The following is a 12,765-nucleotide window of genomic DNA, read 5'->3' on the forward strand; positions in this document are numbered from 1 at the left end:
CGCAATCGGCGCCGCTGATGAAGTTATTCCTACCCGGCTCCCGTTCACCCGCTAGTGTTCCCCTGTGGATATTCACCCCGCACAAGCGGGGTTCTCGCCGACAAGGAGCCAAGCATGAATAAACTCACCGGACTGTCCCTGGGCCTCGCCGCCCTGATCCATGGCGCACCGGCCCTGGCCGCTGATGTGGAGGTGCCCCTGGGCAGCCCCCAGCGCGTGACCCAACTCTTCGCCTATCCCAATAATTGCAACGTGATCTGCTTCCGCAACTGGACCCTGGAACAGACCGTCGAGCATTACCTGACCCAAAGCGTGCAACGCGACGGCTACAGCACCGCCCGGGTCAAGGTCAGTGGCGATCAACAGCAGTTGCACGCGACCATCAGCGGCGTGCCCCAAGGCTACGGCAAACCGTTGACGGCCCTGCTGGATGCCGGCGACCTGGCCTACAAGGGCGCCAGCCAGCTCAATGCCGACGGTAAGTGGGCCTACAGCTGGTACCTGTTCCTGCCCCTGGGCATGGCCCTGGAACAGCGCAAAAGCGTCGAGTTGCTGCACTTCCCGCCGGACTATTCCCTGACCCGTGCTCAGGATTACCTGGAATCAGCCACCACCGACCGCTGGGCGAACCTGCTGACCGCCAATGGCATCGCCGCCGAGCAGACACCGGGCTATCAGACCATTGTCGACATCGCGCCCATCGCTGCGCCCTCCAGCGCCGGCAAGGACCTGGAAGGCGTCTATGACTACTTCAAGGGCTACCAGACCAGCATGGTCAAGCAGGTCAGCCAGAGCGCCGACGGCAAGGCCTTGCCCATGGTGGCCTTCGGCGCACCGGTGCGGAACTGGATCAAGCAGCAATACGGCGCCAGCGTCGGGGTACTGGGCCTGGGGCAGATCAGCCCCAACCCGGGGGTGAACGTGCCGGTGCTGGGCTCCAACCACCCCAGCTACATCTGGTACGCGGCGGACCCGGCCAACTACGACAACGATCAGGCCAAGGCCGATGCCGCAGGCTTGAAGGTGATGGGGCAGGATTTGAGCGCCGCGTGCTGGCAGGCGGGCATGGGCAGCACGCCGGGCAGCGATCCGAGCGCGCAATTGCAGCGCTGCACCCAGACCTGGCAGGTGACCGACAAGGCCAAGACCTGCGAGCTGTTCTACACCTCGGTCCGCGACCTGACCCCGCCACAGGCCCAGGCCAAATGCGCAACCGCGCCCATCAAGACCCAGCTGCAACAGCTCAAAGCCCCCGCGCCCGCGCCGAGCACCGAAGTGCCACACCTGTAACCCAAAACCTGTAGCCACTGCCGCAGGCTGCGCTGGCCATCCCAGACACCGCATTTCTTCAGATGAGAATGCGGCGTGTGCAAGGGCCAGCGCAGCCTTCGGCAGCGGCTACGCGGTTTCGGGTCAGATGGCGCCGACCGGACGCAGGCGGTATTGCGGCGGCAGTTGCTCGAAGCCGCTGATGGTTGCGTTCAGGCTCTTCCAGCGACCGTCCTTGATGCCGTAGATGCAACCGTGAATCGACAGGCTCTGCCCACGATGCCAGGCGTTCTGCACGATGCTGGTATGGCCGACATTGGCCACCTGCTGGATCACGTTCAGTTCGCACAGGCGGTCAACCTGCTCTTCCTCGGTCGGCAACTGCCCCAGGGCTTCGCGGTGCTCGTAATACAGGTCGCGGATCGAACGCAGCCAGCCGTCGATCAGGCCCAACTGACGATCCTGCATCGAGGCACGCACGCCGCCGCAGCCGTAATGGCCGGTGACCAGGATGTGTTTGACCTTGAGTACATCCACCGCGTACTGGATCACCGACAGGCAATTGAGGTCGGTGTGCAGCACCACGTTCGCCACGTTGCGGTGCACGAACAGGTCGCCAGGCAACATGCCGACGATCTCGTTGGCCGGCACCCGGGCGTCGGAACAACCGATCCACAGGTACTCCGGGGTCTGCTGGCGCGCCAGCTTGGAGAAGAAGTCCGGGTCTTCCTGCTTGATCGCCTCGGCCCAACGCTCGTTGTTATCAATCAGATCTTGTAGTTCGTTCATGCTGTGAAGCCTCAAGAATGATGCGCTGGTATGACAGACGACCGCCTGTCGAGGTCACGTGTGTTGCGTAGATACCGGCTATCCCTCGCAGTGGAATCTTGAGCGGCGGCGCAGGTCCACCCCTTAAGCCCCAACAGTATGAGGATATAGCCATGACCGAATCACGACGTCCTTACGGTGCGCCGCAGCCCGAGCCCATCGATGACAACGAAGACCGCATGGGCTCGATGGAGGAGCTGCATTTCGACGACGAAGAGCCCAGTGCCAAGATCGGCGACACCATCCCCGAGACGGAACTGGAGCACCGCCTGCCCGCCGAGCGTGTCCGCGAAGCCGGCCTGACCGGGGCCTCGACCGCCGACCACGAGCCCACCGACGACGACCTCAGCCCTGAGACCCTGATCCACGAAGATGGTGCCCGTTCGGCCAATGAAACCGGCGACGGCGAACAGGCCGACTGGGACCTGAGTATTGTCGATGAAGACGATATCGGTGGCGGCAATGGCCTGGATGAAGCCGAACTGGCGCGCCGCGAACCGCTGGACGGTAACCGCTGACCCGAAAGGGCCTGCGACCGGCAGTAAAATCGGCGGCGGTGGATCAGCTCCACCGCCGTCTACAGCGAAACCGGGCCGGTCAGTCGACCAACGTGCAGGCCATCACCAGCGCATCTTCGCGCCCGCCCACCGCCGGGTAGTAATCCCGACGCCGTCCCACTTCGTTGAAACCATAACGCTCGTACAACCGATAAGCGGTCTGATTGCTGGAGCGCACTTCCAGGAAGCACTCGCGCGCCTCCTTCTCGTAGGCCCGTTTCATCAATTCTTCGAGCAGGCGCAAGCCCAGGCCGCGGCCCTGGCTTTCCGGCTTGACGGTGATGTTGAGCAGATGCGCCTCGTCGATGATCACCTGGATCACCCCGTGCCCGACCTGCTGGCTGCCTTCGAACATCAGCCACACTTCATAGGACTTGAACGCATCCATGAAAATGCCGCGGGTCCAGGGGTGGCTGAACGCCGCGTACTCGATCTTCAGGATGGCATCCAGGTCCGCCTCGGTGGCGAGGCGGAAGTTCACGGCATCACTCATCTGTGTTCTTACTCATCAGTACTCTTCCAGCGCGCCATCAGCCGACGCATGGCTTGCCAGACGTCAGCCTTACGCTGTGGCTCTTCCATTAATAGTTCCAGCCCAGGCAAGGCCCAGGCCGAACCCAGGCCTTCGACCTGGAGTTCGCGGTTGTAGGATTCGGCGTTGGCCTCTCCGGCAAAACGCACCGCCGGCAAGCCGATCAGCCACAGGCAGACGCAGGGTTCTTCCTCGACCCGCACCGAAACAAAGGCCTGGACGAAATCCCGGGCCGCATCGGGGCCCTGGTCGAGGTTGCCGCGCGTGAGCATCGGCCAGCGCACCGGCTCGGCGACGATCTGCGGGCTGTCGGGCAAACCGGCGGCACGCAGCATGTCTTTGAGCAGCAGGTAGGCCGGATCGCGGCTCTGGAACGCTTCGCCGGTCGGCAGTTCGACCAGCAGCAGGCAACGCCCGGCACGCAGCAATTGCAGGGCAAAACGCGGCGGTGGCACCGGCGCAGCCTTGGGCACGACCGGTGTCGGTGCCGCCTCTTCCACCGGCTTGCTGGCCGGGCGCGCACTGCTGCCAGGGCGCGGCACTTCGATTTTTGCCCGTTCCGCAGGCTTGGCGACCGGCTGCTCTGTCGGCGCCTTGGCCACGACGGCAGGCGCAGGCACCTCGACCGGCGGTTCTGGCAGCTCCAGCAACTCGGGACGCGAAGGCGCGGCAAAGGGCAATTCGGTGCGCGGCAGCCAGTTGACCACCTGCATGGCGGTCAAATAAGCGCGACGACGGGACTCGATAAGCAAAGGTCGGCCACTTGTGGATAACTGAGGTGGGGGATTCTACCGCCCTTCGACGAAGATCGCCCGCTGTTGATCGGTTTGAAAACCGACAGTCCGTCTCATCAAAAGACCGGGGGTGAATCGTCGACCGCCTGATGCAGTACAATCGCTGCTTTTCATTGCCAACCAGCCGGCCATTCCGATGATCGAACCCAAGCGCGTCTTGCGCGCCCTCGCCGAACACTGGGCACTTCTGGAGCCACTGTGCGAGCACTTCGACCAAGGCACCCTGAGCCTCGCCGAACTGCGCAGCCAACTGGCCGCCCAGCAACTGGACAGCACGCCCCAGGACATCACCAGCCTGCTGGACGTGTGGATCCGCCTCGACATCCTGGTTCCGGTGGCCAAAAGCCCCAACCGTTTCGAGCTCAACGCGCAGATCCACGACTTCCTGGCCTACCTGCGGCGCGAACACCGCCTGGGCCTGTGCCTGGAGATCGAAGCCTACCTGCGCCACCTGGAGCGTCTGGCGGGTTATATCCAGGACGCGTTTGATATCCGCGACAGCAATGACCTGGCGCGTCAATTGCGCCTGCTGGACATGCGCGTACGCGATGTATTGAAAAAACTCGCCAACGACGAACAGGCCCTGGTGGCCGTCGCCGAGCGGGCCAAGACCAGCGACCGGCAGATCCCCCTGCGCCAGCGCTATGCCGAGGTACTGGCGACCTGGGACGAATATGTCGAACCGATGATCCAGCTGGTGAACGCCGACGGTGCCTTCGAACAAGGGGTGCGCAAGGTCGAGAACGTCCTGCTGCGCATGCTCACCGAACAGCAGCGCCTGGGCCACCTGGTGGACGACGACATGCTGCTGCGCACCCACGCGCGGATCCTCGAAATGCAGACCAGCGCCCAGCTGACCCTGCGCCACGCCCGCGAGCTGCTGCTGCCATTGCGTGAAGAAGCGCGCCGGCACAACGCCGTAACCCGTGGCGCGGCCCTGGCCCTGTCGGCGATCCGGCGCAAAGGCATCGACGCCGTGCCGCAAGCCGCCATGCCCATGTTCACCCGGCCGCAAAGCACCTTCCTCGGCAGTTCCGGCCAGGTCGAGGCCTATGTGTATGCCCTGGCCCGCTTCGAACCCAAGCCTGCGCGCTTCCCCAAGGCCCACAAGAGCCACAAGGGCGAAGCGCCGCGAGCACCACGCACGGTCAAGGAAATGCTCGAACGCTGCGAAGATGCCCTGCCCATGCCGGACCTGATGCACTGGCTGCTGGAACAGGAGCCGGACGGCGCGACCGACGAGTTGCTGTACTGGTTCTCCCGTTTATCCCGGGAAAAACGCTTCAAGCGCGAGCGTCTCGAACGCCGCGACTACCACACCCATGAGCACCAGGTCAGCCTGCGCTCCTTCGCCCTGCTCTCGGCACGCGATGACCAGCCTGAGAATTCTGCGAGCACTCCTCATGCATCTTGATCTTTCCGAACTGTCCCAGCTGGCGCCGATTTTTCGCGAGCTGTTCAAGGGCTATCACGTCAGCCGCCGCGACCCGGAGCTGTACGCCCAACTGTCGAACTTCCAGGACCAGTACCGCACGCTGTTCAAGGCCCTGGGCTTTGAGCTGGTGTGCGACACCCGCGGCTTCTATTACTTCGTCCCGGACCTGGCCGCCGCCCAGGTGAACAAGACCGCCCAGCGCCTGGCGCTGTTCACCTTCATCCTCGTGGAACACCTGGCCGACCAGGGCCGCGACCCGATCGCCGTGCTCGACGGCGGCAGCCTGGGCCGCGATGAACTGCCTTCGTTGCTGGAAAAGTACCGCGACCTGTTTATCCAGGCCGAAGTCCAGACCCAGGACGAACTCGAAGAAAAAATCATGCGCCGCATGACCCAACTGGGCTTTGCCAGCGAGGAGCCGGGCATCTACCGCTTCCTGCCGCCGATGCACCGCTTCCTCGATGTCTGCCTCTCGGTTCAGCAGGACCGCGACCTGGCCGCCAGCCTGCACAGCGTGCTGCCGTTGCCGACGCCGGTGCTGATCGACCACGACAGCGACGAAAAACTGCTGGAGACCGACGATCCGCTGGACCTCAGCGAATTTGTCGAAGGTGAAGACAGTGAAGAGGACGCACTGGCCCGGGCCATTGCCGAAGAACAGGAGCTCGACGCATGAGCAAGGAACGCTACGGCATCCGCCGCTTTGCCCTATTGAACACCGCCGGCTACAGCCTGGGCCTGTTCCCGCTGGAAGAGCCGCTGTCGGTCTACGGGGCGAACAACCTGGGTAAATCCGCCTCGATCAACGCCCTGCAGTTCCCGATTCTGGCGCGCATGTCGGACATGAGTTTCGGCAAGTACAGCCTGGAACAATCGCGGCGCTTCTACTTTGCCTCGGACACCAGCTACATCCTGGTGGAAGTGTCCCTGCCCCATGGCCCCCATGTGATCGGCGTGGTCGGGCGTGGCCCGGGCGGTGGTTTCGGTCACCAGTTCTTCGCCTATGCCGGGCAGCTGGATCTGGCCCATTACCAGAAAGACGACACCTGCCTGCGCCAGAAAGAACTGTTCACCAATCTTGAGCGCCAGGGCCTCAAGGCCTATGAGCTCAAGCCTGATGAACTGCGGCGCCTGCTGGTCGGCGGTCACACCTCGATCCCGCTGGACCTGACCCTGATTCCGCTGCGCTCCACCAGCGAGCAGAGCCTGAAGACCTTCCGCGCGCTCTTTATCAACCTGCTGCACATGCGCGAAATCACCGCGGCCAAGCTCAAGCAGCTGTTCCTCGATGCCTTCGAGCACAGCCTGCGTTCCGGCAGCGTCGACTATATCGCCGCCTGCGAAGAAGCCTTCCGCGACGTGCGCCGCATGGAGCAGGACTACAACTGCCTGGTGTCTGCCGGCCCGCTGGTGGAAGCCCTGGCCAACGGCGTGAAGCAGCGCGACCTGCTGCGCGGCAAGCTGCACCGTATTTCGCCGCTGCTGGATTCGCTGCTCGGCACCTGGTCCGACTACGCCAGTGCCCGCAAGGAAGAACTGACGGTCCAGGCCGAGCACTACCGCAACGAACAGGACGCCCTGCAAAACGATCAGCGCGGCGGCACCCAGGAACTGATGCGCCTGGAGCGGGAAATCAGCGGCATCCAACGCTGGCTCGGCGAGTTGTCGGTGCTCAAGCATCGCTTTGCCCTGGTCGATGACGTGAAAGTCCTGGAGCAGCAACTGCTGGCGGCCAAGGATGCCCACGATGAACTGGCCGGCGCCCTGGCCCAATCCCGGCAGTTCTCTGCCGAGGACCTGGAAGAGCGCCTGCGGGACCTGGAAAAACGCCTGAAGTCGGTCAAGCAGCAACTCGATCACGCCGACAACAACAGCTATGCCCGACTGCGCGAAGAGTTTTCGCAGCAGGACGTCGAACGCCTGATGCGCCTGTTCAACAGCGCCCTGTTCAGCCTGCCCCTGGGCGAGCACGGCATTGCGCTGGACGAGAACGGCGAGTGGGTCAAATCCATGGAGCTGATCCTCGACGCCTTCAAGGGCGAGCGTTTCGAAGTGCCGGGGCTGAGCATCGACCTGTCGCACATCGAACCGCCTGCGCTGCAGGCCCTGGCCGACCGCGCCGCCCTGCGCGACCAGAAGGAGCGCCTGGAAAAAGAACTCAAGCAACTCAAGACCCAGCAAGCCGTGGCCGCTGACCGCGCCGCGAGCAAGACCCAGACCGAAGCGCTGTACCAGCAGGTGCTGGACGCGCAAAAAGCCCTGGAAGACTTCCGCCGCGCACAAACCCTGAGTGCCGAGGAAGGCGAGAAACTCGAACAGCTGGCGCAGATGGAAGCCGCCCAGGATGAACTCAAGCGCTCCAGCGACGCCTTCACCGAGCGCGTCCAGCAACTGTCGGCCAAGCTGCAATTGGTTGGACGGCAAATTGCCGATATGGAAGCCAAGCAACGCACCCTTGACGACGCTCTGCGCCGCCGCCAGCTGTTGCCTGCCGATCTGCCGTTTGGCACGCCGTGCATGGACCCGATCGATGACTCGATGGACAACCTGCTGCCCCTGCTCAACGACTATCAGGACAGCTGGCAGGGCTTGCAGCGGGTCGACGGACAGATCGAGGCGCTGTACGCCCAGGTCCGCCTCAAGGGCGTGGCCAAGTTCGACAGCGAAGACGATGTCGAGCGCCGCCTGCAACTGTTGATCAACGCCTATGCCCACCGCACCGACGAAGCCCTGACCCTGGGCAAGGCACGTCGCGCGGCGGTCACCGACATCGCCCGGACCCTGCGCAATATTCGCAGCGACTACGACAGCCTCGAACACCAGTTGGCGCTGTTCAACCGCGAGATCAACAAACGTCAGGTATCCAACCTGCAGAGCTTCCGCATCGTCCTTGCGCCGAACAAGGAAGCGCTGAAGCACATCGATCAGATCATCCACAGTGCCGGTCAGTATGAAGAAGGCGAAACCCTGTCGGTGTTCGACCTGAGCCAGAGTGCCGAGCAGGACAACAAGAACGAAGAGGCCAAGGAGTACCTGGCGCGCCTGGTGGCGGCCAACCATAACCAGTTGGGCCTCAAGGACCTGTTCGAACTGGCGTTCGAGATCACCAAGGTCAATGGCCAACCGGTGATCCACACCGACATCGACGGCGCGGCGTCCAACGGCACCACCATGACCATCAAGGCGCTGACCAACATGTACTTGTTGCTGCACTTGATGGATCGCGACCAGGCCGGACGCGTGCGCTTGCCGTACTACCTCGATGAGGCCGCCGACATCGACGAGAAGAACCAGGCCGCACTGCTGGAAACCAGCCTGCAACTGGGCTTCGTACCGATCCTGGCCAGCGTCAAACCCCAGGTATCGGCCCATGTCGCCATCGACCTCGAAGGCGGCAGCGGCCCGAACGGTATCTACATCGACGAGGCGGACTGGAAGTTCATCCGCCGTCACGATCAGGTCAAGGCGACCTTGAACGTCGCAGCAGAACCGGAAGCGGAGCTGGACCCGATTTAAATCAGGCCCGCCGCAACAAAAAGGCCGCGATCTTCACAGATCGCGGCCTTTTTTATGGGCACCCGCTGAGCTTATTTACCGAGAGGGATCTTCGGCGCCCAGGTCAGCCATTCGTCTTCGAATTTATCGAACAACGGGAAGGTCTGCTCAGGCCGGGCCGGATTGCCCATGCGCTCGCCGTCTGGCGTGGCGAAGGCGATACCGCCCTGGATCAGGGTTTCCAGGGATTCGGTACGCACCGTCGCGCCCTTGAACAAGCCGAAGTCCAGGCCAAAGCCGCTGGTGTTCCAGAAGCGCGTGCCGCCACGAATCAACGGTGCGTACTTGGGTTCGATCAGCACCCGAATCAGCACTCGATCGGCGGTTTTGCCCAACTCGTAACCGGTGACCTTGCCCACCGCCACTTCGCGATAAGTCACCGGCACCCCGACCTTCAATGAACCGCGGCGCGCAGCGCTGAGCACCAGGCTCAGGCCGGCCTCGGGCGCAGCGGTTTCCGGTGGCTGGGCCAGGGCGATAAAGCTGGTCTGCGCCCCAAGGCTCTTCGCGGCAGGTTGGACTTCGATGTATTGACCGGTAACCAGGGTTTCCAGGTTGGCGGTCTTGATCAGGCCCAACTCGGGCTTGACCACCCAGAACTGGCTGCCAACCCGGGCGATGCGCTCCGGCACCTCGGTGATACGTGCCTTGAGCACCACCGACTGCAAGTCGGCACTCAGGTCGACCTCTTCGATCTTGCCCACATCCAGGCCTTTGAAACGAATCGGCGTTCCGGAGCGCAGGCCATCGGCGCGGTCAACCTTGATGCTGATCAGGGTGCCCTTTTGCGCCGCCTCTTCCTGATTGGCAAACAGGCGGAAGCGCGGGATACGTTTCTTCAGGGCCACGTTAGGCCGTGGCGTATCAAAGGCGATGCCGCCCGCCATCAGGCTCTGCAGGGATTCGCTCTTGACCTGGATGCCGCCGGTCAAGCCACCGGTCAGGGTGATGCCACTGACGTTCCAGAAGCGGGTCGAACCGTTGACCAGGTTTTCGTATTCCTTCTCGATGTGCACCCCGATCACCAACTGCTTGCGGGTGCGCGAGAACTGGTAACTCTGTACCGAACCGACCTTGACCTGTTTGTAGAGAATCGGACTGCCGACATCCAGCGAGCCCAGGTTATCGGTGAACAGCACCATGTGCAGGCCGGGGGAGCGCAGGTCCAGCGGCGGCGCCTTGGCTCGGGCCTCGAACTCCCGTTGCGGCGCGGCGCCCTTGTCCCCAGGTCGGATGGCGATGTAGTTGCCTTTCACCAGCGCCTCGAGCCCGGTGATGCCAGCCAGGGAAATCGACGGTTTGACGATCCAGAACTGCGTGCCCTGGACCAGGTAGTCCTCTGCCAGAGGGTCCAGGGTCAACTCGGCGGTGGCGCTGGACAGGTCAGGGTCGACCTTCAAGGTTTTCAAGCTGCCGACCTGGATGCCTTTGTACATCACCGGCGTGCGACCGGCTTGCAGGCCTTCGAAGTCGGACAGTTTGACCTTGACCCGAATCCCGGCCTGGGCCGCGTCGAAATCCTCATACAGACGGAACGGCAGGCTTGGGTCGGTGGGCGGGCTGTCCTTGCGGTTCTCCGGCGTGGCAAACGCAATACCGCCGGCGACGATGCTGGCCAGGGATTCGCTGCGCAGTTTCACCCCGGACAGGTTGGCGTCGATGCTGATGCCGCTGGCATTCCAGAAACGCGTGTGTTTGCGCACCAGGTTGGCGTAGGTCGGCTCGATAAAGACTTTGATCTCGACCGTGTTCTGGTCTTCCGACAGCAGGTAGCTTTTGACCTGGCCGACCTGGATCTGTTTGTAGAACACCGGGCTGCCACGGTTCAGCGAGCCCAGCCGCTCGGCCTTGATGGTCAGGTGCAGCCCGGGCTTGAGGTCCGATAGCGGAGGCTCCTGGGCCAGCGCCTTGAACTTGCGCGAAGGCTCGCCTTCACCGGGGCTGACCGCGATGTAGTTACCGGAGACCAGGGTTTCCAGGCCGGTGATCCCGGCCAGGGTCACGCTGGGTTTGACCAGCCAGAAGCGGGTGCCGGTCTTGAGGTACTGCTCGACATCCTTGTTCATCTCGACGGTGGCGATTACCCCTTTGGAGTTGCCCTCGTCGTCCAGGGCCAGGGTCTTGACCTTGCCCACCGGCATGCCTTTGTAGACCACTTCGGTCTTGTTCGCCTGGATGCCCTCGCCGCTTTCAAAGCGGACCTGAACCTCGATGCCGGTCTGGCTGTAGGCACGCCAGCCCAACCAGCCACCGATGATCAACGCGATCAGGGGCAAGACCCAGATGGCCGACCAGTTTGAGGCAGGACGGGTTTTAGCTTTAGGCAAATCACTCATGGTCGTCGTCCGACTCCGTGTTATCCCAGATCAGGCGGGGATCAAAAGTTACTGCGGCGAGCATTGTCAAAATCACCACACTGGCAAATGCGACCGCACCGAGATTGGCCTCGATGCTGGCCAGCCGACCAAAATTCACCACCGCTACCAGGATGGCGATCACAAAAATATCCAACATCGACCAGCGGCCAATGAACTCGATAAAACGGTACATGATGATGCGCTGGCGTGCCGACAACGGCTGATGGCGCTGCACCGAAAACAGCAACAGGGCTATCCCCACCAACTTGAAGGTGGGCACCAGAATACTGGCGATAAATACCACGGCAGCGATAGGGAACATCCCGTGCTGAACCAGGGTGATGACACCCGACATGATGGTGTCCCCTTCGCCCTGCCCCAGGGTGCTGACCGTCATGATCGGCAGCAGGTTGGCCGGGATATAGAGGATCGCTGCGGTGATCAGCAACGCCCAGGTCCGCATGATGCTATTCGGGCGACGCGGATGAACCAGCGCCCCGCAACGGGTACAGACCTGCTCGTCGGCATCGGGTTCTTGCTTGTTCAATTCATGACATTCGGTACAGATCAGAATGCCCGCCTCAATCGCCCGCATGAAGATCCTCTCCTGACAAGGCCTCCCAGATCTGATGCGGCGACATGACCACTTCCAACCAGACCTGGACCAATAACAAACTGACAAAACACACCAGGCCCAGGCCCACCGAGATGGCGGCCAAGTCGGCCAATTTGACGATCGCGACCAGCACGCCCATCAAATAGACCTCCAACATGCCCCAGTCGCGCAGATGGTGATAAATGCGGTAAAGCAACAAACCGTAACTGCGGCCGATATTCCAGCGGATGCTCAGCAATACCAGCAGTTGGCACAGCAGCTTGAGCAGCGGAATCCCCATGCTGCACAGGAACACCACGACGGCCACACCCCGCATGCCGGTATTGAACAAGCCCAGCACACCACTCCAGACCGTATCTTCGGATGTCTGTCCGAGTAGATTGAGCTGCATGATGGGTAAAAAGTTCGCAGGGACGTACAACAACAAGGCGGCAATCACCAACGCCAGGCTGCGCTCTACGACATTATGACGATGGGCATAAAGCTCGTAGCCACAGCGCGGGCACAGGGCTTTTTCACCGTGAGCGAGCTCAGGCTTGCGCATCAAGAGATCACACTCGTGGCAGGCCACCAGGTCGTCCAGCGGTAAATCTGACAACCCGGAGGCGTCAACCGGATCTGGCATAAGGGACTCTGGCTCTAAAAGGGGTAGCCGCTATTCTAGTGTCCTGGCCTGAAAATAACTGTGCAAATTTGTGGCGGGTACGGCGGCAAGCTTCAAGTGGATAGCGGCAAGCGGGAGCCGAACGAGGTGCCTGCAAGGTTGTCCCCGCACAGCCAGCACTTTCCTGCGCGCAAAAACAAAACCCCTGATTGCGTTAG

11 protein-coding genes are annotated in these 12,765 nt (G+C 62.3%); 5 read left to right on the forward strand and 6 right to left on the reverse strand.

The features are described from left to right. Positions 1-114: 114 nt before the first annotated feature. On the forward strand, positions 115-1,290 hold the full coding sequence (locus tag JFU57_RS02475; protein ID WP_201127988.1) for a hypothetical protein: 1,176 nt from the start codon (positions 115-117) through the stop codon (positions 1,288-1,290). Positions 1,291-1,413: 123 nt separating this feature from the next. Here JFU57_RS02475 and can read toward each other — a convergent pair whose 3' ends face one another. Continuing rightward, positions 1,414-2,058, reverse strand: a complete 645-nt coding sequence (gene can / locus JFU57_RS02480; RefSeq protein WP_020297713.1) for a carbonate dehydratase — start codon at positions 2,056-2,058, stop codon at positions 1,414-1,416. 152 nt (positions 2,059-2,210) lie between these two features. On the opposite strand from can, the gene JFU57_RS02485 reads away from it, so the two are divergent. Continuing rightward, complete coding sequence (locus JFU57_RS02485; protein ID WP_201127990.1) at positions 2,211-2,615, forward strand: serine kinase/phosphatase; 405 nt, start codon at positions 2,211-2,213, stop codon at positions 2,613-2,615. 79 nt (positions 2,616-2,694) lie between these two features. On the opposite strand, the gene rimI is transcribed toward JFU57_RS02485, so the two are convergent. Together rimI and JFU57_RS02495 are read right to left on the reverse strand one after the other, a co-directional pair. Further along, a complete protein-coding gene (gene rimI, locus JFU57_RS02490; RefSeq protein WP_078472503.1) occupies positions 2,695-3,147 on the reverse strand; it encodes a ribosomal protein S18-alanine N-acetyltransferase in 453 nt (150 codons plus the stop codon). An 8-nt stretch (positions 3,148-3,155) separates the two neighbouring features. Then, positions 3,156-3,938: an energy transducer TonB gene (locus tag JFU57_RS02495; protein ID WP_242487539.1), complete on the reverse strand. Its 783-nt coding sequence runs from the start codon at positions 3,936-3,938 to the stop codon at positions 3,156-3,158. A gap of 178 nt (positions 3,939-4,116) precedes the next feature. On the opposite strand from JFU57_RS02495, the gene mksB reads away from it, so the two are divergent. From mksB to mksF, 3 genes are read left to right on the forward strand one after another with little or no spacing between them, the layout of a single operon-like run. Then, on the forward strand, positions 4,117-5,394 hold the full coding sequence (mksB, locus tag JFU57_RS02500; protein ID WP_020297717.1) for an Mks condensin complex protein MksB: 1,278 nt from the start codon (positions 4,117-4,119) through the stop codon (positions 5,392-5,394). Continuing rightward, positions 5,384-6,091 carry an Mks condensin complex protein MksE gene (gene mksE, locus JFU57_RS02505; RefSeq protein ID WP_020297718.1) on the forward strand — a complete coding sequence of 236 codons (708 nt, stop codon included), beginning with the start codon at positions 5,384-5,386 and terminating at the stop codon, positions 6,089-6,091. Before mksB ends, mksE begins: the two co-directional genes overlap by 11 nt. After that, positions 6,088-8,931 carry an Mks condensin complex protein MksF gene (mksF, locus tag JFU57_RS02510; RefSeq protein ID WP_201127991.1) on the forward strand — a complete coding sequence of 948 codons (2,844 nt, stop codon included), beginning with the start codon at positions 6,088-6,090 and terminating at the stop codon, positions 8,929-8,931. Before mksE ends, mksF begins: the two co-directional genes overlap by 4 nt. A 71-nt stretch (positions 8,932-9,002) precedes the next feature. Here the strand turns inward: mksF and JFU57_RS02515 are convergent, their stop codons facing one another. From JFU57_RS02515 to JFU57_RS02525, 3 genes are read right to left on the reverse strand one after another with little or no spacing between them, the layout of a single operon-like run. Beyond that, positions 9,003-11,306 (reverse strand): PqiB family protein, encoded by a 2,304-nt coding sequence (locus JFU57_RS02515; RefSeq protein WP_078472507.1) that lies wholly within the window; start codon positions 11,304-11,306, stop codon positions 9,003-9,005. Continuing rightward, the gene (locus tag JFU57_RS02520; protein WP_078472508.1) at positions 11,299-11,922 is read right to left on the reverse strand and encodes a paraquat-inducible protein A; all 624 of its coding nucleotides are present in this window, start codon (positions 11,920-11,922) and stop codon (positions 11,299-11,301) included. The genes JFU57_RS02515 and JFU57_RS02520 overlap by 8 nt, the downstream gene beginning before the upstream one ends. Beyond that, positions 11,909-12,568: a paraquat-inducible protein A gene (locus tag JFU57_RS02525; protein WP_201127993.1), complete on the reverse strand. Its 660-nt coding sequence runs from the start codon at positions 12,566-12,568 to the stop codon at positions 11,909-11,911. The genes JFU57_RS02520 and JFU57_RS02525 overlap by 14 nt, the downstream gene beginning before the upstream one ends. Between the last annotated feature and the right edge of the window lie 197 nt (positions 12,569-12,765).

Origin of the sequence: Pseudomonas sp. TH07 (genome assembly GCF_016651285.1) — a bacterium.
Taxonomy (GTDB): Bacteria; Pseudomonadota; Gammaproteobacteria; order Pseudomonadales; family Pseudomonadaceae; genus Aquipseudomonas.